Origin of the sequence: Shewanella sp. AC91-MNA-CIBAN-0169, from assembly GCF_040310165.1 — a bacterium.
Classification (GTDB): domain Bacteria; phylum Pseudomonadota; class Gammaproteobacteria; order Enterobacterales; family Shewanellaceae; genus Shewanella.
Genome location: NZ_JBEOPM010000003.1, coordinates 169,197 through 189,767 on the forward strand (window position 1 = coordinate 169,197; position 20,571 = coordinate 189,767).

General features: G+C 44.5%; 21 protein-coding genes. 2 read left to right on the forward strand and 19 right to left on the reverse strand.

Annotated features, from left to right (window positions below):
* The first annotated feature begins 16 nt into the window (after window positions 1–16).
* Both AAEY98_RS04840 and AAEY98_RS04845 read left to right on the forward strand, forming a co-directional pair.
* Complete coding sequence (locus AAEY98_RS04840; RefSeq protein ID WP_351015311.1) at window positions 17–628, forward strand: SCO family protein; 612 nt, start codon at window positions 17–19, stop codon at window positions 626–628.
* 8 nt (window positions 629–636) lie between these two features.
* Entirely contained in the window at window positions 637–2,139 is a 1,503-nt protein-coding gene (locus AAEY98_RS04845; RefSeq protein WP_182743299.1) for a methyl-accepting chemotaxis protein, read from the forward strand.
* A 67-nt stretch (window positions 2,140–2,206) separates the two neighbouring features.
* Here the strand turns inward: AAEY98_RS04845 and AAEY98_RS04850 are convergent, their stop codons facing one another.
* The 19 genes from AAEY98_RS04850 to AAEY98_RS04940 form a co-directional block, all read right to left on the reverse strand.
* Window positions 2,207–3,433, reverse strand: coding sequence for a beta-ketoacyl-ACP synthase (locus AAEY98_RS04850; protein ID WP_350996687.1), 1,227 nt, complete (start codon window positions 3,431–3,433; stop codon window positions 2,207–2,209).
* Complete coding sequence (locus tag AAEY98_RS04855) at window positions 3,430–4,155, reverse strand: 3-ketoacyl-ACP reductase FabG2 (protein WP_011635828.1); 726 nt, start codon at window positions 4,153–4,155, stop codon at window positions 3,430–3,432. Before AAEY98_RS04855 ends, AAEY98_RS04850 begins: the two co-directional genes overlap by 4 nt.
* A 63-nt stretch (window positions 4,156–4,218) precedes the next feature.
* A complete protein-coding gene (locus tag AAEY98_RS04860) occupies window positions 4,219–4,710 on the reverse strand; it encodes a hotdog family protein (RefSeq protein WP_350996695.1) in 492 nt (163 codons plus the stop codon).
* 4 nt (window positions 4,711–4,714) lie between these two features.
* Window positions 4,715–5,917, reverse strand: a complete 1,203-nt coding sequence (locus AAEY98_RS04865) for a beta-ketoacyl-[acyl-carrier-protein] synthase family protein (RefSeq protein ID WP_162022118.1) — start codon at window positions 5,915–5,917, stop codon at window positions 4,715–4,717.
* A gap of 102 nt (window positions 5,918–6,019) precedes the next feature.
* Entirely contained in the window at window positions 6,020–6,640 is a 621-nt protein-coding gene (locus AAEY98_RS04870) for a DUF3261 domain-containing protein (RefSeq protein WP_351015315.1), read from the reverse strand.
* The gene (locus AAEY98_RS04875) at window positions 6,630–7,898 is read right to left on the reverse strand and encodes an NAD(P)/FAD-dependent oxidoreductase (RefSeq protein WP_192114044.1); all 1,269 of its coding nucleotides are present in this window, start codon (window positions 7,896–7,898) and stop codon (window positions 6,630–6,632) included. Before AAEY98_RS04875 ends, AAEY98_RS04870 begins: the two co-directional genes overlap by 11 nt.
* Window positions 7,888–10,296 (reverse strand): MMPL family transporter, encoded by a 2,409-nt coding sequence (locus AAEY98_RS04880; protein WP_351015318.1) that lies wholly within the window; start codon window positions 10,294–10,296, stop codon window positions 7,888–7,890. The genes AAEY98_RS04875 and AAEY98_RS04880 overlap by 11 nt, the downstream gene beginning before the upstream one ends.
* Complete coding sequence (locus AAEY98_RS04885) at window positions 10,296–11,147, reverse strand: outer membrane lipoprotein carrier protein LolA (RefSeq protein ID WP_351015321.1); 852 nt, start codon at window positions 11,145–11,147, stop codon at window positions 10,296–10,298. Before AAEY98_RS04885 ends, AAEY98_RS04880 begins: the two co-directional genes overlap by 1 nt.
* Window positions 11,147–11,578, reverse strand: coding sequence for an acyl-CoA thioesterase (locus tag AAEY98_RS04890; RefSeq protein WP_350996711.1), 432 nt, complete (start codon window positions 11,576–11,578; stop codon window positions 11,147–11,149). Before AAEY98_RS04890 ends, AAEY98_RS04885 begins: the two co-directional genes overlap by 1 nt.
* Window positions 11,579–13,141: an HAL/PAL/TAL family ammonia-lyase gene (locus AAEY98_RS04895; RefSeq protein WP_350977469.1), complete on the reverse strand. Its 1,563-nt coding sequence runs from the start codon at window positions 13,139–13,141 to the stop codon at window positions 11,579–11,581.
* 4 nt (window positions 13,142–13,145) lie between these two features.
* Complete coding sequence (locus tag AAEY98_RS04900) at window positions 13,146–14,966, reverse strand: glycosyltransferase family 2 protein (protein WP_351015324.1); 1,821 nt, start codon at window positions 14,964–14,966, stop codon at window positions 13,146–13,148.
* On the reverse strand, window positions 14,963–15,355 hold the full coding sequence (locus tag AAEY98_RS04905) for an ApeI family dehydratase (RefSeq protein WP_162022126.1): 393 nt from the start codon (window positions 15,353–15,355) through the stop codon (window positions 14,963–14,965). Before AAEY98_RS04905 ends, AAEY98_RS04900 begins: the two co-directional genes overlap by 4 nt.
* Entirely contained in the window at window positions 15,348–16,715 is a 1,368-nt protein-coding gene (locus tag AAEY98_RS04910) for an AMP-binding protein (protein WP_335692108.1), read from the reverse strand. Before AAEY98_RS04910 ends, AAEY98_RS04905 begins: the two co-directional genes overlap by 8 nt.
* Entirely contained in the window at window positions 16,708–17,259 is a 552-nt protein-coding gene (locus tag AAEY98_RS04915) for a COG4648 family protein (RefSeq protein ID WP_101084963.1), read from the reverse strand. The genes AAEY98_RS04910 and AAEY98_RS04915 overlap by 8 nt, the downstream gene beginning before the upstream one ends.
* Window positions 17,259–17,507 carry an acyl carrier protein gene (locus tag AAEY98_RS04920; RefSeq protein ID WP_101084964.1) on the reverse strand — a complete coding sequence of 83 codons (249 nt, stop codon included), beginning with the start codon at window positions 17,505–17,507 and terminating at the stop codon, window positions 17,259–17,261. The genes AAEY98_RS04915 and AAEY98_RS04920 overlap by 1 nt, the downstream gene beginning before the upstream one ends.
* A gap of 8 nt (window positions 17,508–17,515) precedes the next feature.
* On the reverse strand, window positions 17,516–17,770 hold the full coding sequence (locus AAEY98_RS04925) for a phosphopantetheine-binding protein (protein WP_101084965.1): 255 nt from the start codon (window positions 17,768–17,770) through the stop codon (window positions 17,516–17,518).
* Window positions 17,771–17,797: 27 nt separating this feature from the next.
* Entirely contained in the window at window positions 17,798–18,652 is an 855-nt protein-coding gene (locus tag AAEY98_RS04930; protein ID WP_350977480.1) for a lysophospholipid acyltransferase family protein, read from the reverse strand.
* Complete coding sequence (locus tag AAEY98_RS04935; protein WP_101084967.1) at window positions 18,645–19,424, reverse strand: beta-ketoacyl synthase chain length factor; 780 nt, start codon at window positions 19,422–19,424, stop codon at window positions 18,645–18,647. The genes AAEY98_RS04930 and AAEY98_RS04935 overlap by 8 nt, the downstream gene beginning before the upstream one ends.
* A gap of 248 nt (window positions 19,425–19,672) precedes the next feature.
* On the reverse strand, window positions 19,673–20,560 hold the full coding sequence (locus AAEY98_RS04940) for a DUF3014 domain-containing protein (protein WP_350977483.1): 888 nt from the start codon (window positions 20,558–20,560) through the stop codon (window positions 19,673–19,675).
* Window positions 20,561–20,571: the final 11 nt, after the last annotated feature.

Consider the following 20,571-nt stretch of genomic DNA (forward strand, 5'->3'; position numbering starts at 1 on the left):
CTGTCATTTATTTTTTATGAAACTCAGAAAAATTGTCATCGCGTCAGTATTAATCTTGCTCGCTTTGAGTCTTATGCCTATATTGATGCTGATCAATCAGTGGGCTTCAGAGACAGAGGCTTATGGCATTACCGGAAATGACGGCCAACAGATTCATTTTCGGTGGCAAGACGTTAATCAACAAGTTCACCAGTACCCTGCGTCCGCGGGAACATATACCTACTTATTTTTAGGCTTTTTGTCGTGCTCAGAAATTTGTCCAATACGCATTGAGCAATTAGATCAACTTGAGCAACGAATAGAGCAGGATGCTTCGATAAATAAAGCTGAGGTTCAATTTATGTTTGTGACTATCGATCCTGATAACGACACATTAGCCGTGCGCCAAGCGGTGATCGATGCACGCTCTAAACGTTTTGTCAGTGCGTCATTGTCCGAGTCAGATTTACATCAACTTGAGTTACGCTTATCTGACAATATCAATCGACAACTCGCAACGATAAATCATGTAGGCAATCTATTTTTGTTGGATCCTTACGGAAAAATTGCGCGTATTTACACTGCTAAGCAGCTTTCAACATCCAAAATGCTCATCGACCTAAACCATATTATTTCAACTCAACACTAGGGATATGTATGAATGATAATCAAACAGTAACACTGCTTAAAAAAAATGATTCATATATATATCGATTATTGTTGCTGCAGGCTCCACTGCTAGCAGCGAGTGGTTTTATCGGCGCTAAAATGCTGACATTTAGTATCACCGCCGCGATAGCAGTATTGGTAATATCACAGCTCAGTTATGTTTTGCTAAAAGGTACTGAGTTGTTTGGCATTGTGGCTGCTGTGATTATGATGACAGTATCGGGACTATTAGTTCAAAGCCAAATGGGCATGATTGAAATGCACTTTCATATCTTTGCTACCATGGGGATATTTCTTATTTACCTGCGTTGGCAGCCGTTAGTGGCCGCTTTGTTGACCGTGGCGATACATCACGTCTTAATGACTTATATCCAATTACAAGGTGTTGAACTATTTGATACGCCAGTGATGATTTTTGCTGGCGAGTGTAGCTGGAGTATCATGCTCGTTCATGCGCTGTTTGCCGTAACTGAAACCGGTATTTTAATTCGTATTGCCTTATTTATGCGTGCAGACTCAGTTGCCAATCAACGTATTGCTGGTGCAATTCAACATATTTCACAGCATAAAGATTTATCGATTCGGTTACCTTCAGCCGATACTCAGGCAGAAATGTCCTTTAATTTGATGCTGGAAGAGTTGTCGCAATTGTTTAACGACTATCGCGATATTGCTGTGAAAATGGCAAGTACTTCCGACAACTTAATGAGCCTGAGCGATCAAGCTCAACATGCGGTACAACAGCAAAATAACCAAGCGCGATTGATTGCCGAATCGACTCAACATGTTATTGACAGTTTTCAGCAAATGGCTCATGACAGCCAAATTTCAGCGGATCAAGCAAGAGAGGGGGCAACCTCAAGTCTTGGTGATCGCCAGAACGCATTAAGCATTATGAAAGACATGCAGGCGCTAGAAACTAATATGACTGAAGTAACTGAATCAATGACTGATTTAACCACTGATGTTAGTGCTATTACCACACAGTTGCAGGCCATTCGCAGTATTTCAGATCAAACTAACTTACTTGCGTTGAATGCGGCGATTGAAGCGGCTAGAGCGGGTGAGAGTGGCCGTGGTTTTGCCGTTGTGGCAGATGAAGTTCGCACTTTAGCAAAGCGTACCAGTCAGTCTACCGATGGTATTGAAAAAGTACTGAGTCGTTTAAATGTCAGCATGCTAAAAACCGTTGAGTCGATGGATCAAGGCAAGCAACGTACGACGCAAAATGTAGTCCACACCAGTAGCATTGCTCAAGGGCTTGAGCAACGTTCTGCTCAAATAGGTCAAGTGGCTACCTTGAGCCACAATGTGGCAAATGGTACACAACAACAAGCAGATAGATTGACTCAAATAGGTGCGGAGATTTTGGATAACGCCCAAGCCGTTGTACTTTTATCGGCGCAAGTTCAAAAGCTGGCTGGTGGCGCGGTAGAAATGAAACGGATTACTCAAGACTATCAAGCCAAAGCTGCGGCTTACAAGGTGTAAAAACACAGGCGAAAGCATCGCTTTCGCCTGCATTATATGGCTGCAAAGGAGCTATACCCTTATATGATTAACGCCAACGTTTAAAAATCAATGAAGTATTAATGCCACCAAAAGCAAAGTTATTACTCATAATATAGTCGGTGTCGATATGACGAATATCGTTTTTAATGTAATCGAGCGGGGCGCATTCTGGGTCGACATGATTAAGATTGAGTGTTGGTGCAAACCAGCCTTCATTCATCATGTTAATACTAGTCCATGCTTCCAATGAACCACAGGCTCCTAGGGTATGACCGGTATAACTCTTTAATGACGATATTGGCGTTTCTGTGCCAAATACTGCATGAGTCGCGGCAGTTTCAGCTATATCACCGCGATCAGTAGCGGTGCCATGAGCACTGATATAACCGATGTCTTGTGCCGATAGTTGGGCATCTTTTAAGGCTAAACGAATCGCTACTTCCATGGTATTAGCATTGGGTTGAGTGACGTGTTGGCCATCTGAGTTGGTGCCAAAACCAACCAACTCAGCATAAATATTTGCACCACGGGCTTGAGCATGTTCAAGCTCTTCTAATATCAAAGTACAAGCACCTTCACCGATAACCAAACCATCGCGGCTCTGGTCAAATGGGCGTGGCGTTAGCTCTGGAGTTTCATTTTGGGTGCTGGTGGCATACAAAGTATCAAATACCACCGCCTCAGTAGGACAAAGCTCTTCACCGCCGCCCGCGAGCATAATGGTTTGCATGCCATATTTAATCGCTTCATAAGCATAGCCAATGCCTTGACTGGCAGAGGTACAGGCACTGCTGGTGGTGTGAATACGGCCTTGCAGGCCAAAGAACACCCCAATATTAACCGCGGTAGTGTGGGCCATCATGCGGATATAACTGGTGGCGGTTAACCCCGACATTTCGCCCGTTTTTAACATGTCACCAAAGCCCATAATTGGATCTGTACTGCCTGTAGATGAACCGTAAGCAACGCCAACTTGACCGGAATTAAGGATGGGGTCGTTCAACAAACCTGCATCTTCAAGCGCTAATTCACTGGCTCGTGTCGCCATCATGGATACTCGCCCCATAGAGCGGATCTTTTTACGTGAATAATGGGCAGGTAAAGAAAAATCAGTCACTGGCGCTGCCAGTCGAGTATTTAGACCTGGGTAACGATCCCATTCATCCATACGAATAACGCAGTTGTGTTTGGCTAATAGGCTGGCTTTAATTTGTTGCCAGTCTTGGCCTAATGCGGAAATCCCGCCCATACCGGTAACGACTACACGCTTCATATCATGCCTCCGTTAACGGAGATCACTTGACGAGTTATGTAGGCGGCATCGTCTGATAATAAAAAGTTAGCTAGCCCGGCTATTTCACTGGGTTTGCCCATGCGTTTCATCGGCACTATTTGGTTGACAATATCAGTTGAAATATCGGTGACCATGTCGGTTTCAATCAACCCTGGTGCGATACAATTGACGGTAATTTTTCGTTTAGCTAACTCAAGCGACAAGGCTTTAGTTGCGCCAATAATTCCCGCTTTTGATGCGCTGTAGTTCACTTGGCCACGATTACCTGCAATGCCTGACACTGAGGCTAGGGTGATAATACGTCCGCCTTTACGTGCTTGCACCATTGGCATCACTGTAGGATGGATAACATTATAAAAACCATCAAGGTTAGTGTGGATCACACTGTCCCATTCATCTTCGGTCATCGCAGGGAAGGCGGTGTCGCGATTAATACCCGCATTAAGAATAACGCCATAATAGGCACCATTTTCGGCAATGTCCGTTTCGATAGCAAGCTTGACCGCTTGGCGGTCGGCAATATCAAATTGCAGTAAACTAACCTGCACACCAAGATCTAATAAGGTTTTTTGTACTTGCGCTGCGGCAGCATGATTGCTGTGAAAGTGCAGCGCAATATCGAAACCATTCTCGGCTAATTTAATTGCGATGGCTTTGCCTATTCCTCGGCTTGAACCGGTAACTAATACTCTATTATTCAAAATGTCTCTCCGTGATTGATTCGAGGAACTCCAATGGGGTGTCAAAAGGTTTGTTGATCATGCTTAGCCGTCAGCTTGGCTTTCATCAATATAGGCTTGGGTGTCTTGTGGTTGGAATACATTGACATTAGCTGCCGCCACTAACGTTTGGTGATGATAAATTTGGCAGTCAAATACCGCTAATCCAGACTCTTCCTGGTACAGCCGAGTCACCTGGGTGCGATAAGACTCACCTAAGGTAAAGGTGTCGATATGCATTTGCAGTTTGCGGGTGCCGAGTAAAAAACCGACTCGGATAGTATCGTCGCACAGTAAGGCTTCAACACCCGCTAATGCAGCAATACTTTGGGCCATATACTCGATGCCAACGTAATTAGGCACGCCATTGAGTTGAGCGTCGAAATAGGCACTATTAGGGCTAATATGGGTTGCGGTGATTAAGCAGTCTGGGCGATGTTCTAAGACATTATCAATCAAGATCATCGGTGCTCGATGCGGAATAAAAGTACTTATATCTTGCGCTAACATCGCCGGCGTTGCAGTGACTATTGACATGGAACTAGGCATCCTTTCGACAAAAAATCAGGCTGGCATTACTGCCGCCAAAGGCAAATGAATTGCTCATAATAAAGTTGAGTTGGCTAAGGCCAGTATTGTTGTTGGCACTAACGAGAGCGATATTCGGGTCATTAGTATCTTGCTGCCCATCCCAGATGTGCGGCGGCAAACGCTTTTCATGGTTAAGTGGGCTTAATAACAAATAACAAAAGGCAGCTTCAATCGCGCCAGCTGCGCCTAAAGTATGGCCCGTGAGCGGCTTGGTTGAGCTGCAGGCTGGTGATGAATGACTGAATACTGCAGTGACCGCACGCGATTCCATGGCATCATTTTTGGGAGTAGCGGTACCGTGGAGGTTGAGATAATCGATTTTTTCCGCAGCAATGTTGGCTTCTGCCAGGGCTTGTTGCATAGCGGCAATAGCACCTAATCCTTGCGGGTGTGGCGCTGAAATATGATGAGCATCGGCAGACTCGCCGATCCCCGCCAACATGACGTCACTTTGGCCACGCTCTAAAGTAAATAAAGCAGCCCCTTCACCAATATTAATTCCATCACGATGGCGACTAAACGGATTGCAATGGCCTTTGGATACCGATTCTAATGCGGCAAAGCCATTAACGGTTAACTGACACAAGCTGTCTACACCCCCCACAATTACCATATCGCACATATTCGCATTGAGTAACCGCTGAGCACTGGCAAACACTTTGGCACTCGATGAACACGCTGTAGATACGGTATAACAAGGGCCTGACAGTTCAAACAACTGTTTTAAATAATCACTGGGGCTACCCAGTTCCTGCTGCGAGTAATGGTAACTCGGGGGGAAATGGCCATGTTCAAGCTGATATTTTAATGCCGCTTCGCCTTTGGAAATGCCAGAGGTGCTGGTGCCTAATACCACCCCTATCCTCTCCGATCCAAAACGCTGCTTAGCTTGCTCTATTGCGGGCACAAGTTGCTGGGCGGCAGTGTTTAATAAACGATTATTACGGCAAGCAAATAAACTGAGATGATCGGCAATTTCTATTAACCGTTTGTCATCGACGCAACCGACTAATGTAGGCGCATCGAACAATAAATTATCGCGCCATTGCATAGCACTGATATCACCGCTAATGAGACGCGGCAGCACCTCTTCTGGCGAGTTGCCAAGAGGTGTACACAATCCGATGTGAGTTATTGCTATGCGACTGTTCATGTTTAGTTAGATGGCCTATTTATCTCGGTTTATTGGATTATGCTGGAGCACTTGTTTATCAATCTGTTATTCAATCAGTTAGTTAATTAGTTAGTCAATTAGTTAGTCAATTGGGTTTATTTGCATATGAATATCGGCGGCATCGATGTCTACATTCACTTGCGCTAACCACGGGTCGATATCGCTATACGTTATCGTGATTAAGGCTCCACTGGCATCAATAAGTTGCTTACATAACGGCATATCACATGCCATAGTGACTAATTCACCGCCGGTTAAATGTTGATTAACTTGCTCCGTTGGCCAGTAAATCAACTGCATTATTGCCATTAAATACTCTGCTTTAAATTGCTCACCTAATAACAGGCTTTGCTGACTTTGCAGGGTTTGGCCATCGTACACCAACGTGAATAATGCTTGCCCAAGTGGCGCTAATCCCACTAACGTCATCTGTAGTGAATTAAGCTCCAGCTGGGTTAATAACTCATGATTTTCTTGCCCATGGGTAAAGCTGACCATTTGGCTTAAGCTGATGTCTTGCTGCGATGACGTTGTTAACAGCGCAGAGGCTGAGCTTAGGCAATATTGTGCTTCACTGGCGAGTGGGACACAAGTTTGCCGCTCGATTTGTTGGCTACAAGCACTTAATAGGCTTAGCAGTAATAGCGCCACCACGCGAAGCAATATTATCCCCGCAGAACGCCCCAGCAGATTAAGCAACATTGGGCTTTGGCTCCTGACATAATTCAACAATGGTATTGAGGCGTCGTTCGGACTCTTTTACAAACGGGTTGCTCATGTCCCAAGCGTAACCTGCTAAAATTGAGCAGATCATTTGTTTAATCTTGTTGTCAGCTTGTTGATAGAAAATGACATCTTGAAAGCGTCCGTCATACCAAGCTTGGACATAGGTTCTAAAGGTGTTAACTCCTTGCATTAATGGCGCAGAGTATTCGCTATCCCAATCAACTGTTTGGCCATTAAGTTGTTTATTCAAACTGGCAACCGCCATTGATGCTGACTGCATGGCAATTGTCACCCCTGATGAAAATACTGGGTCAAGGAACTCGCCAGCATTACCCAGTAAAGCAAACTGATTGGTTGCTAAGGTGGTGACATTAGCCGAATAACCTTTGAGCGTGGCACAAGGCTGAACAATATTGGCATTACTCAGCAACTGCTGTAGCTCAGGCTCTTCATTAATCACCGCTAACAATTGTTGTTCAAGGCTACCGGATAAATGCTCGAGTAAATGTGGCTCAGCCACCACGCCAATTGAGCAACGGTTATTGCTAAAAGGGATTAACCAGTACCAGATATCCTTATGTTGAGGATGAACACTGATTAAGATCTTATTACGATCAAAATGGGGATCGCTAATGTTGTCTTCAATATGGGTGAAAATGGCGCTGCGTGGCGGTAAATTTGATGGTTGTTCTAAATTCAGTAATCGCGGTAATACTCGGCCAAAACCACTAGCATCGAGCACAAATTTAGCATTCACTTGATATTGTGCACCTCGGTCATTCGTTACCGTTAAGCGAGGATTATGAGTCAAATCAATCGCATCAACTTGATGACCAAAACGGATCTCAACCCCTTGGCTGATAGCTGTGTCGGCTAGAAGTTTATCAAAATCCGCCCGTTGAACTTGAAACGTAGTCCCAGGGCCTGGTGTAAATTTATCGGTAAAGTCGAAGGTGGTGTATCGCCCTAGGTGTTGAAATGCTGCGCCATTTTTAAATTGAAATCCAGCCTGATTAACGGCGTCCAGCATGCCTGCTTGTTCGAGAAATTGCATACAACAAGGCAGTAAACTTTCGCCAATCGAAAAACGTGGAAAATGCTGTTTTTCAATAACAACAACCTGATGACCTTGTTGGCGTAAAAGGCTTGCGGCAATGGCGCCAGAAGGGCCTGCACCAATGATGGCAACGTCAACGTCCATGTTGCTGACTGTATGTGAATGACTAGATGGCATTTACAGTTTTCCTAGTAATAAATGAAATAAACGGTGCCAGTAAAAATGAAAAACTGATCCCAAAAAGAAGCGTTAAACCGAAAAAGTGAATAGCATGGGTTTGACTCAGCGCCAGTAAACCAAAAGCTAATAGTGTTGAACAGGCTGACATAAAGATTGCCATCATCACTCCGCGACTGGTGTGCTTGGCCTCGGCAAAAAATAGGCTGTAATCGATACCAATGCCTAACACCAAAATAAGCGCTAAGGCGTGAAACAAGCTAATGCTCGAGCCGACAAGCCCTAAACAAGCTAGCGTGAGCAGTACTGATAAAGCGGGGACAGCGACGATAGCGAATGCCAACTTAATACCGTATTTAATGCTAAACAGTAGGCTGGCTAAAGCAAATACCCACATCAATAGCTGTAATGTTAGTTGGCGATACTTGCCCATTAAATGGGATATATCACCGACCTTATCGATTAACCGAACTTGCCCTAAAGGCCATTCATGCTCAGTCAATCGTTGTTCAAGAGAGGCTAATGAGTGGATGCCACCGAGTAATACTATGGCGCCAAATTGCTGGGTTTGATCGGTTGTTGTGATCGCGCCAAGCCATAACGTCTGTAAATCATCATTGGCTTGGGCTAGTACCATGGTTGGGGTTAACCATTGTGATTCGGCTTGATTCAGTTGTGCCATTAGACTGGTGCTTATATTGTCATCGAGACCCATTTCACTGATTATCTCGTCTAAATGTTGCCCATAAAGCTGTTGCTGTAACTGATAGTTTTGTTGTTGTTTGGCAATGCTGGGCATAAAGCGGCTGAGACTGATAGCTTGGTCTAACTCAGCATCAGTTATGGCTTTATCCAGTACTGGTGTCAGTTGCTCTAACGTTTGTAATAAAGCTTGTTCATTGGGACCACTGACTAAAATAAATTGGTTATCGGTGCCGCCGCTGAGCAGTTGCCGTAGTTGGTTCTCTTCGGTGGTGATGGCTTCAGGGCTTTGCTGTAGCTGACGAATATCATCGTTAGAATCCGTTTGTGACAAACCGAAAAACAATATTGTTGCCAAACCAATGAGCAAAGCCGCTATAGCTATTTTTTGCCACAATTTATTCGGGGTGAAAATACGTTGTAATAGCGCCAAATAACCTTGGGCGAGGGTTAATCCTGGCGTTGGTTTAAGCGCATGGTTACCCAGTAATGGAAACACCAATAACAACGTTAGGTATGCACCAATTAACCCAGCAGCACAAAATACGGCCACTTGTTGCATTCCCGGGAATGGCGTAAAGCCAATGGCGATAAAGGCACTGGCACTGGTAGCAAGTGCGAGAGTGAGCGCCGGAAAAATCTGCTTTAAAGTGTCACTGGCGTTGTTATTAGGGTGAGCTTGTTTTTCACAATAAAAGTGAAAGCTGTAATCAATGGCGACACCAATTAAGCTGGTGCCAAACACTAATGTGAGTAAGTGCAACTCACCGAAAATACTTAAGGTGGCGACAAACGCAAACACCACCCCAGTGGTTAACGTCAGTAGTGCGGCAAATAACGGCATAATCGACCGAAAGGCCAACCAGACTAATAAGATGATCCCTAACATGGAAATTAAGCCAATTCGGCTGATTTCTTGTTTGGCTGATTCGGTGGCGGCAATCGCATGAAAAAGCGCACCAGCTTTAAGGAAACTGACATCGGGGACATGCAGAGTCACTTGGCTAAATGCAGCATCTAATGCTTGAATTTGCTGTTGCTGAGCGGTCGGGCTAAAAGCACTGTCGCGCCCTTTGGCCATGATAATCGCAGCCACACCATCGGTAGTATCGGTGAGTAAAATGCCTTGTTGGCTACGCAGCGCACTATTAGGTGATAACGCCAGTAAGTTGGCTGGAAACATCAGTAACGGATCATTGCTGAGCAGCTGGCTGTTGGCAAAACCAAATGCGCTATAAAGTTGATTTTGGGCCGCGTTAAGCAGTTGGCGCCAATTATCTGTTTCAATCGCTTTAGCTTGCTCGGTAGTGAGTAGGGTAAAGCGATGTTCGAAATACACTTTAGCCAAGTCTTGCAGATGATCATCCGCGCCGCTACGAATGTGAATAAAGGGCTGTTGTGGCTGTTTATCTAGTGCATCCATCAGTTGCTGTGCGGCACTGATAGCTTGGTTGTCGTCATCGGCTTTTATTGCAATATACACTTGGTTAGCGAGTTGCTGTTCAACTCTGTTTAATGCTGTTTCAGTGAGTTTGTCTTGTTGTAAATGCGGCAACATCGCCAAAATATCAGTTTGAATATGCGCGCCCTGTTGCCATTGTATTAAGCCAGTGACTAACATTGTCAGTAGCAATAATACCCATAAGACAAAACGCCCAATAGGAGATAACAACGCGGTTAGCGATATGGGCTGCATTATTTAGCGGACTCATTTCCAAGACTAAAAAGCGCCAGTTCAGCTTCACTCAGTTGCCCTTGTTGGGTCTGGGTAAATTGAATTTGGGTATAGTCGCGAACATCCGCTTGGTTACTGATCATGATTAATGAACGTATAAGCGTATCGCCGCTGAGGGTAATGTTACCCATAGACGATTGCACTTGTGGGTCTTTAGCTTGCAGGCCCAGTTGCCATGACCTATTTTCGGGCTGAGTTTCGGGCTGAGTTGCTAACTGAGTTGCAGGCATAAATAAGTTGAAATCGGCACTTAAAGCAGCAATATCGCCCGCCATAATGGCTTGTAATAAACGCGGTAATTGCTGTGCAATCGGGTTGCCATTAGCCCTAGAACTAAAGTGTTGAATTTTGCCTTGGCTGTTTTGTTGGATCAACTGCTGATCTTTAAGCACCATCAAGGTGTTGAACGGACGTTGCTGCTGCCATACCAATCCTTGCGTTGGACTAAATATAAACTGTCCTTGGCTGAGTAAGGGCTTTTTAAGCACCTGTAAATGGCGTAATTGAACAAACTGCCCACGAGTATCAAGTTGTAGATTCAGTCGTTGCGCTAGCGCGCTGAGGGCCTCAGAGCTGGCTGGTTGAGTATACAGAGTCTGAATATCTGCTAATTGATCTTTGGTCAGAGCTTGAGGCTTTGGCTGTGTCAGCTCTGGAGTAAGTGTTTGATTATTTCTTGCTGGTGGACGTTCGTTAGCTGAGGTGGCCGCAATACACAGGCAACACAACATAATGATGCTGCTTACTCGCGCCAATACACTAATAAATATGCCAGTAAATAGGCTCAAAAATACTCTGCTGCGGGCACTCATTACACTTGGCTCGCATCGAGTAATGGGCGAATTTTTTGCTGAAACACTTCTGGAGTAACAAAGCATAATTCTTGGGTAGCAATCTCAACTGCAGCTTGAATGGTATAGCCCTTGGTGATGCGTGCGTTGGTGTCGGCATCAACAATTTGATAGTTAATGCGTAAGCGGTTTTCCCATTCAACAATGGCGGCAATAACCTTGATTTTTTGGTCAAAGGTGCTGCTTTTAACATACTTTACTTGCACATCGACAATGGGCCATGCATAACCGGACTCTTGCATAGTGCGATAGTTATAACCGAGTTTATCCAGTAATTGACAACGCACAACCTCAAAATAGCGTAAGTAATTACCGTGCCAAGTAATGCCCATCGAGTCGACATCGTGAAACGGGATCACCATTTCCATTTCTGTGAGTAATAAACCTTTCATTTAACACACCTCCCACAGACCCAGTTGAATTTTGTCTACTGTTTGGCGTAGTACTGCTTCTAATGGACGGTCTTCGGTTAGCAGTTCAAAATCTTCACTGACTTGAGCCAGTGTGGTGGCAAGTGAAGGTGTTAGCGAATTAGGGTCCAATTCTTTCTGTATCACCCGCAGCTGAATACCTTGGCTCATGGCCAGTAATGCGGCGGCAGCGACTTGTTCAGTCAGTTGTAATATCCGCATGCAGTCGCGAGCGGCAATGGTGCCCATGCTCACTTTGTCTTGATTGTGGCATTCAGTTGAGCGTGAAAACACACTGGCAGGCATGGTATTTTTTAATGCTTCAGCAGTCCAAGCTGAAACACCGATTTGTACCGCTTTAAAGCCATGGTTAATGGCGCGACGTTGGCCTTCTGCGGCAGATAAATTAGCCGGTAAACCATTGTTAAATTTAGGGTCCATGACTAAGGCCATTTGACGATCAATTAAGTCGGCGATATTGGCCACCGCATTTTTCATCGCATCCATGGCAAAGGCAATGTGGCCGCCATAAAAGTGACCGCCATGGAGGATATGTTCACCCTCGGCATCGACAATCGGATTGTCGTTAGCGCTATTGAGTTCGGTTTCAATAAACTGACGCATAAAGGGTAAAGCATCTTGCAGTACGCCAATGATGTGCGGTGCACAGCGTATAGAATAGCGGTCTTGTAAGCGGTCAGAATTACGTGGATGCGCATGATGGTTTAGATCTTCGCGGATCCAACTGGCAATCTGGTTTTGTCCTGGGTGGGGTTTGGCGGCAAACAAAATTTCATCAAAATGATTTGCGTTGCCTTTAAGTGTTAACGATGCCATGGCAGTAATACGGCTTGATAAGCGAGTTAAGTACTGCGATCTGTCATAGGCTAAACAGGCGAGTGCTGTCATCACCGCGGTGCCATTCATTAACGCGAGGCCTTCTTTAGGGCGCAGGGTTAATGGCATCATGCCGAATTTCAGATAAACATCTTTGGTCGCTTGGCGTTTACCTTGGTATATCACCTCACGTTCGCCAACAAGTACTGCGGCAAGATAAGATAGCGGGGTTAAATCGCCGCTGGCACCAACCGAACCTTCTTGAGGAATTACCGGGGTAATATCATTATTGAGTAGCCATTCAATGCGCTGCAGCAGCAGATAACTGACACCAGACTTACCCACAGCCAATGAGTTTAAGCGGCAAGCCATAATCGCGCGGGCTTGCATTGGGCTGAATACATCACCTAAACCACAACCATGAAAACGGGTTAAATGTAGCGGTAGTTCATGGACTAAGTCTAAGCTGACATTGACTGTGCAGGAGTCGCCGTAACCTGTGGTGACGCCATATACCACGCCTTCTTCATGCAGCAAACTGTCGATGAAACGGGCGCCTTTTTGAATATATTCAACATAGTCTGCAGCATCCGCCAGTTTGACCGTTGCGCCCTTGGCGACTGCGACCACTTGTTCAAGGCTCAGGTAGCTTTGGCCTAAATGCACCGTTTTTTCGGCGGCTGATGACTGTGAAGAAGTGTTGCTCATTGAATTAGTTATCCTGACTAGGTGAAGTGGTGCTGTTAGCGGGTGCAGTATTTGTATTTGACGCAGCACTTGTATTAAGTGCACTACCAGTATTAGGTGCACTACTAGTATTAGGTGCTGTACCCGTATTGACAGCACTAGCGGGGCGCGACAGCGGACGATCAATCAATTCGTCTTTATGCCAAAAATCGTAAAAATTAAACCACTGCAATGGTGCCTGTTTGGCAAAGTACTCTAAGCGTTGGCTGTACAATTTCATTGCATCAGTTAAGCGTGCAATGCGCCCTGCTCGCGGGCCTTTTAAACTATCACTTAAGTGTTCGACATGTACTTTATAACGGCCTTGTTGGCGAATGCAAAACATGGTGTAAACCGGACAATTTAACAAGCTAGCAAGAATAAATGGTCCTTGCGGAAACGGCGCTTCATGACCGAGAAAGGGCAGGTAAACCACCCTGCCTTGGCTGTTTGATGAGGTGCGGTCGGCTGCAATAACCACTATTTCGCCCATATCAATTTTTTGCTGTAACAGCATAGAAGTACTGGGATCAAGTTCATTAACATGAATAAGATTAAGGCTACTTTGTGGGTTTAGCTGTTGTAATACTTTGTTAAAGTTTTCGGCGTGTTGAGTCAACACCATAACGTTGACTTTCACTTTCTGCTGGTGGATTGAAATCGCACGGCATAACTCTAAATTACCTAAATGCGACACAATCAGCACGGCTCCTCGACCAGAAGCCACTTGGTTTGCCAGAATATGACGATCGTTAAAATCGACTTGATTGAGTTTGATGCGGTCGCACCAAGCATCAATCCTATCTAGAGCAGCATTACCAAAAGCAATAAAGTGATTTAAGCTGTCGCGCCAAAGGGTGGGTTGATGTAAATCTGGATGATCTGGAACTTGTTGCTGCACTCGGGTAAGAAAATTCATCGACGCGTGACGAGCAGAAGCACCGGTTAGAAAAAAATAACCAATAACCGGATACATAATGGCTCGGCACAACCAGTGGCCGCCTAATCTATAGCATTCTGCCAGTAATTTTATGCCCCAATAACTGCCACGTTCTCCCATTGATGACCAATGTTGATGGGGAGTGTTTTTATTCAGAATTTGTGGCAAGCGAGTCAACATAGCAAAAAATAACTTAGTGTGCATCCAGCTAATGCGTACATTGTCTTGCAAGCCTTGAAAGTGGCTAATACCGTCTTCTGGGTAGATGACTTTGGTCGGCACATGAACCACTGGAGTGCCTTGCCAGTGCAGTTTGACCATGATTTCAATATCAAAGTCCATCCGTTCGCCCAGAGCTTGTTGGCTTAATAACTGCTCGGTTGCCTCTAATGGATAAACCCGAAAACCACACATAGAATCTTGAATGTCGAAACTTAAGGTTTCAACCCATACCCAAAAATGGGTGATGTAACGCCCGTATAAACGCCCTTTAGGCACCGAGTCATCATAAATCGGTTGGCCAGATATTAATGCCTGTGGCTGTTGTTCTGCAGTCGATATCATTAACGGGATATCGTCTAAATTATGTTGTCCATCAGCATCAACCTGTAATACATGGCTAAAACCATCGCGGTAAGCTTGGCGTAGGCCGCTGGTTACTGCCGCACCTTTACCACGATTAAAAGGATGGTTAATGAGCGTTACCCAGCTAAATTTTTCTGCCATGGCTTGTAAAATATAACGGGTTTCATCTTGACTACCATCATCAACCAAATAACAAGGCAGATTGAATTTTGCCAAGTCAGTTAAGGTTTGTTCAATGGCAATATGATGATTGTAATTGGGAATAACCAAGGCTAGTTTCATGAGGCGATCTCATTGACTGTCGGCGCAGTAGTCACTACTGCTGGCTTAAGCACAATACGGCCAGAGGCAAACCGTTTATCTTGATCCCGATAGCTAAAGATCAGTTTTGCTTTTTGAGGCTGATGTTCAATGACCAAATCAACATAGGTGTCGGGCAAAATGAGCTGCTGGAATTTAAGCACTTCTAATGTGGCCACTTGGGCTGAATAACCAAACGCCTCACAGCCAAGTTTGACCGCCCAATCTAATTGGGTGACACCTGGTAATACGGCTTGCTGAGGAAAATGGCCATCGAAAAAGGCTAAATCTGCACTGACAAATAAACGCCATTGATAGAGATTGTTACCGCCTTCATGGCTAACAATATGCGGTAATTCTGACTTAATCATGACTAAATAAAGCGACAATTTCTGCTTGGGTACGCTTGCCTTGGCTGTTGAGTGGCAAGTGTGCCGGGTAACGCCAGCGTCTTGGTAGGGTGATGCGCTCAAACTGGCTCAATAAATGGTTTTTTAAGGCATTATTAACCGCTAATTTCCCTTCCGCTTTGAGTGTTTGCTGGCCTAATTCACTTAAACAGACTGCAGCACCTAACATGGTACGCGGTTGTTCTAAAACCGTGACGGCCGCTTCGCTGACAAAAGGATGAGTTTGCAGTAAATGCTCCACTTGCGCTAACGATAAGCGTTTTTCTTCAATTTTTACAATGCGGTCAAGGCGATGCAATAAACGGAACTGGCCATCATCTAACAGTTCAATTTTGTCATCACATTTTAACCATTGAGTTGGATTGTCTAAATAAACAGACTGCAGCATCAGCGCGCCATCTTGCGGGTCCATATCGACATTCACTTGGGTAAATGCTTGCCATGGTTGCATGGGTTGCTGTTGGCGTCGATATCCAATACCGCCCGTTTCAGTGCTGCCAAATATTTCAATAGGTAATTGATTAAAGCATTGTTTAACTGCCTGGGCTGCATCAAAGTTTAACGGACCACCAGAGCTGAAAATTAAGCTTGGGATACGTTGTTGTTTTTGATTTTCGAGTGCATCAGGCAAGCGGGTCAATTGAGCTGGACTACTGATTAAACACAAATTTGGCATGATGGCCAAGTAATAGCTTAAGGTTTCTGGAAAGTCGATTTGTTCACTTAAGAATGCTCGGCTCGCGGCCAAAGGCCACAAAATTTTAAACAATAAACCATAGATATGCTGATGTGAAACCGTCGATACCACTGAACAATGAGGCAAATGTTCGGCAAATGTTTGCTCAAGAATACTGACTTCTGCATCCAGTTGTTGCAGTGTTTTTTTGATCGCTTTAGGCAGGCCGCTACTGCCCGAGGTGAATAACACTAATTCACCTAATGACTTGGTTTTAGGCCAAGTTGCTGCGGGTAAACTGAGTTCTTTTTTGAGCGCGATATACTCACGCACCTCACATAACGGCGTGTCGGCAATAATGGCATCAAACTCATGGTTGAGCTCACTCAAGGTGCCGCTTTGGGTGTTGGCAGGCAATATCACTTGTTTACCGGCTAACAAGGCTGCGCATAAACCAGCGGCAAATAAGTCACTGTGCTTTGCAGCAAGCAGCCAGCGCTGAGCATCACTTTGAATCAGCTGAGCATGTAAGTGGGCCACTTGCGCGCAAAACAACGATCCCGTCATGATGTCATGATGGTCAAAGCTGATTAACTGCTGCGTGGCAGGTCCTGTTGATAACCAATTGAGTAAAAGCTTATTCATGTTTTTTCAACCAAAAGCGACGATAAATCCATTCACCACTGAGCAGCAACCCCATAAGCAGGTATGCGATCAGTCCGTTGTAAAGCGTCCATATTTCAATGCTTGTTGCTATGGCGGTATAGGCAGCCACAGCACCATTAACAACAAATAACCCACACCAAAGTTTAGTGATGGTTTGTAAGTAAGATATAGCTGAGTCTGGTAAATCCGGCTCTTTTAAACGTGCCAAGCGCTCAATCATGCTTGGACCATTAATCAGTGAATAACTGAATAATCCCAACATGCTCAGATTTATCACCACCGGATAAAACAGTAACCAGTCGTTACGTTGAGTAATGAAACTGGCCGCGGTTAATCCTATGCCCACCAGTATTGGCAATGTCATGGATTTTACTTGCTGCTTAGTGACCATAAACCGTAGCAATAATAACAAACACAGCAGCAAAGCGATGGTGCCTGGTGGTAAATACTGCAAACCAAAGTACACCGCAATAGGGTAAGCAATAATCACCAAGGTCGTAATAATCTGCAGGATTAACCGCATTAGCTTTTTATTAAGCCTTCTATGGCATCAACGACATCATTGACTGTGCGCACGGTTTTAAATGCTTCTGGCTGAATTTTTTTACCGGTCAGCTGTTGCAATTTAATCACCAAATCTACCGCATCAATGCTGTCTAAATCTAGATCTTCATACAAAGAAGCTTCAAGCGTGATATCTGCTGCCTCTATTTCAAATTCATCAATTAAAATGCCACTTAGCATCTCAAGGATTTGTTCACGATTTTGCATGCTGACTCCTAAACACGTTGAGATTCAATAAAGCTAGCTAAGCTAGCAACACTGAAAAAGTGTGCTTTAGTCGCATCAGAGTTGGCTTCAATTTTGACATCAAACTCTTTCTTAATTGCTAAGCCTAATTCAAGTGCGTCGATCGAGTCTAAGCCCAGACCTTCGCCAAATAAGGCCGCATCGGTTTCTATATCATCGACAGTGACATCTTCTAGATCTAAGCAATCAATGATCAGTTGTTTTATTTGATTGTGTAAGTTCATTTTTTGTCTTTCTTATAAGTATGGCTATCAATGTGACTTGATAGGCTGTTTAAGTGTATCAAGGTAAAATTGCTGTAAGTCGCGCGTCAGCTGTCGAGCCATTTTGGCTTCATTACCTTGTTTAGCATCATACAGCAGGTATGACATGCTTGTGCCAATTTCTACTGACATATTGATGGTTTGCCGTGGAATTTGGTACCAAGATTGTTGCTTGGTTAAGCCTGCAACATCAGTACGTAACACCACAGGTAAAATATCGGTTTTAGTGCGCAAGGCAATATTGGCGGCGCCACGCGCAAAGGAGTTAACAATATTACCGGTTAATGTTCGGGTACCCTCGGGGAAAATAATCAGATTAGTATCGGTGCGCAGCACTTGCTGGCAGTCATGTAATAGCCAATCGGCGCCACGATTAGGGATGTAACCAGCGCTGGCAAGCACGCCGCGAATAAACGGATTACGCCATAAGCTTTGTTTTACAATACAGCCCGCATTCGGCATAAGACTAATCAATACCACCACGTCCACTAATGTCGGATGATTAGCGATGACCACTTTCCCTTTTGTTTGCTGTAGTGCCTCAATATTTTTGGTGCTCACAGCTATCACTCCAGCAAAACTGAGCATGGCAACAAATGCTTTAAACATCCAGCTGACGGCTTTTTGGGCCCGAGCTACGCGCACTGTTTTCTCGCCCGGCCAAAATCGTAATAGCGGTAAAATAGTGAATGAACTCAACAAGCCGCCTAAACCAAAAGCAATATAACAACACACACCACCAACCCAGCGAGGTATATAACGTAAACCGCTGAGTTTTGGGGCTGAGGCTTTTTTTTGCTCAATAGTGTCAGCAGCTTGTGCTGTATGTTGTTGATTAGGCATGATGTTCAAGCGACCAATACCAATGGCATAATTTACCTTGGATATGCTTTTTACTAGCAATATGGTGAATTAATTCGCTCAAGCAGATGTTGTTTTGGTTGTGATTGTCGAGCGGATGATCAGATACGCTAAGGGTTATTCGCTGAGCTGATGCAGGTTGTAAAACGATGTCTGCAAGCTGTTTTTTAGCTTGTTGGGCACGGCTATTGAATGGCGCGAGGTACAAACCTAAGGCCAGGGGCAGCTCGACTTCGTGAGTAAACTCACTGTATACCGGTGGAACCGGATCATCACCAAAAACAACTAATACTGGTTGTGGCGATTGCGCTAATTGCGCGTAGGCTTCAATGAGTGCTTGAGTGAGAGTTTGTTCTCCAGCGGCAATCGATGTAGACGAAGCGGTATTGTTATTAACAATACCAAAAATTCCACTGGCAGTATTGTGCACGGATTGGCTAAAAGCCATTGGCGATAACGCCTGTTTTTGAGTGATATCTTTGAGCAAGCCCAAGGTGCGCGTGAGCTCTCCATGGCGAGATGAAAAAATACTGCGGCAATTATTCTGTGGTTGGCATTGATATGCCGCCGTAAGCATCATTTTGGTTAAGCGACTAAAGCGACGACGTTGCATAGCAGGAATATGCTTCAATGCTGGCGAGTCAGACTTAGGTGACGGGTTGCTGTTAGGCTGCTGCCATTGTAGCCAACTCTCAGGTGTCTGAAAGTCCGGCGACCATGCGCCCCATGATAGAAGCTCAAATTCTAAATGCACTACATTCCCTCTATAACGGCTTGGCTATCCTTTTCTAAGTGTTAACAATAATTATGTAATAATGAATATTCGTTAACCTTGCTAATTGTACACCTAAGTTAATGTAGATAAGAAGCAGTGTGGACGAAAAAGCCTAATAGCTGATTGTTAATTCAACAAAGTGACCCTTAAATAAAAAAGCGCGACGGTAACCGTCGCGCTGATAACAGATAGCTTACTAAAATAGCTTTACCGCTTGATGTAAAAGCTTATTTGTTCGCAAAGCTTTGTTGCAATTTTTTGACAGCTTCTTTAATTTTTCGCGTGTTGTCTGGCCCCATACGGATCAACAATTTTTGAGCATTAGGTAATGCTTCAAGGTTTGGATCGACATATTTATAGTTAACACTGATTGACGATAACTCAATAGGGTCTTCAATAATGGGCGCGCTAGCAATCATGCTAAAAGCCTGTTGCATACGCTTATCAAAATCAATATCACTGTAACCGAGTTCAGTAAAGGCTTCGGCAAATAGTGGTTTTAACTCAGTGTAAGTAGTCACTAAGTCTTTTTCACTCAAGCCTGCTATAAAATTAGCATACAAATCATAGCGATGATAACCGTCTGGATTAAGATATGTTTTGTTGGTTATTTCACTCACGGTAAATTGCGTGTCAGGGCCTTTTAACGGGCTAGCTTTACGCACAATATCGCCTTGGGCTAGGTTATCAACAAACACCACAAATTGACGGGCAATATCTTTTTTCAAGATCATCGGCGCTATTTTCATACCGTTGGCTATAGCTAATGTTTTTGCTTCAACAAAATCATCAGACTCAGCTAATGCAGGAAGTGGTTCTGCAACTACAGCTTCCGTAGATGTTTCAGAGTCTCCTGTGGGTACTACATCATCTGTGGTGGTAATGTTTTGCGGTTCTTCAATAGGCGTTTGTTCTATTGGTGTCTCTGGAACTGACTCTGGCAGCTCAACTGGAGTGATAACAACCGGTTCAAATTCTTCAGTGTCATCACTGGTAAAATAGAAATAACTGCTCGCGCCTAACAGGGCGATTACCGCGATAGCGATTAATAGCATGTTAGACCCTGGTTTCTCAGCGGCTTGTGGGGTAATTCGGTCTTCTTCATTAACTTGCATTTCAATTCCTT

Excerpts from the sequence above, each read along its gene's own strand:
- AAEY98_RS04885 (WP_351015321.1), bottom strand. The coding sequence starts at position 11,147 with ATGAGTGCCCGCAGCAGAGTATTTTTGAGCCTATTTACTGGCATATTT.
- AAEY98_RS04840 (WP_351015311.1), top strand. The coding sequence starts at position 17 with ATGAAACTCAGAAAAATTGTCATCGCGTCAGTATTAATCTTGCTCGCT.
- AAEY98_RS04880 (WP_351015318.1), bottom strand. The coding sequence starts at position 10,296 with ATGCAGCCCATATCGCTAACCGCGTTGTTATCTCCTATTGGGCGTTTT.
- AAEY98_RS04930 (WP_350977480.1), bottom strand. The coding sequence starts at position 18,652 with ATGCCTAATCAACAACATACAGCACAAGCTGCTGACACTATTGAGCAA.
- AAEY98_RS04850 (WP_350996687.1), bottom strand. The coding sequence starts at position 3,433 with ATGAAGCGTGTAGTCGTTACCGGTATGGGCGGGATTTCCGCATTAGGC.
- AAEY98_RS04920 (WP_101084964.1), bottom strand. The coding sequence starts at position 17,507 with ATGCAAAATCGTGAACAAATCCTTGAGATGCTAAGTGGCATTTTAATT.
- AAEY98_RS04905 (WP_162022126.1), bottom strand. The coding sequence starts at position 15,355 with ATGATTAAGTCAGAATTACCGCATATTGTTAGCCATGAAGGCGGTAAC.
- AAEY98_RS04915 (WP_101084963.1), bottom strand. The coding sequence starts at position 17,259 with ATGCGGTTAATCCTGCAGATTATTACGACCTTGGTGATTATTGCTTAC.
- AAEY98_RS04860 (WP_350996695.1), bottom strand. The coding sequence starts at position 4,710 with ATGTCAATAGTCACTGCAACGCCGGCGATGTTAGCGCAAGATATAAGT.
- AAEY98_RS04875 (WP_192114044.1), bottom strand. The coding sequence starts at position 7,898 with ATGCCATCTAGTCATTCACATACAGTCAGCAACATGGACGTTGACGTT.
- AAEY98_RS04900 (WP_351015324.1), bottom strand. The coding sequence starts at position 14,966 with ATGAAACTAGCCTTGGTTATTCCCAATTACAATCATCATATTGCCATT.
- AAEY98_RS04890 (WP_350996711.1), bottom strand. The coding sequence starts at position 11,578 with ATGAAAGGTTTATTACTCACAGAAATGGAAATGGTGATCCCGTTTCAC.
- AAEY98_RS04865 (WP_162022118.1), bottom strand. The coding sequence starts at position 5,917 with ATGAACAGTCGCATAGCAATAACTCACATCGGATTGTGTACACCTCTT.
- AAEY98_RS04870 (WP_351015315.1), bottom strand. The coding sequence starts at position 6,640 with ATGTTGCTTAATCTGCTGGGGCGTTCTGCGGGGATAATATTGCTTCGC.
- AAEY98_RS04910 (WP_335692108.1), bottom strand. The coding sequence starts at position 16,715 with ATGAATAAGCTTTTACTCAATTGGTTATCAACAGGACCTGCCACGCAG.
- AAEY98_RS04940 (WP_350977483.1), bottom strand. The coding sequence starts at position 20,560 with ATGCAAGTTAATGAAGAAGACCGAATTACCCCACAAGCCGCTGAGAAA.
- AAEY98_RS04925 (WP_101084965.1), bottom strand. The coding sequence starts at position 17,770 with ATGAACTTACACAATCAAATAAAACAACTGATCATTGATTGCTTAGAT.
- AAEY98_RS04895 (WP_350977469.1), bottom strand. The coding sequence starts at position 13,141 with ATGAGCAACACTTCTTCACAGTCATCAGCCGCCGAAAAAACGGTGCAT.
- AAEY98_RS04845 (WP_182743299.1), top strand. The coding sequence starts at position 637 with ATGAATGATAATCAAACAGTAACACTGCTTAAAAAAAATGATTCATAT.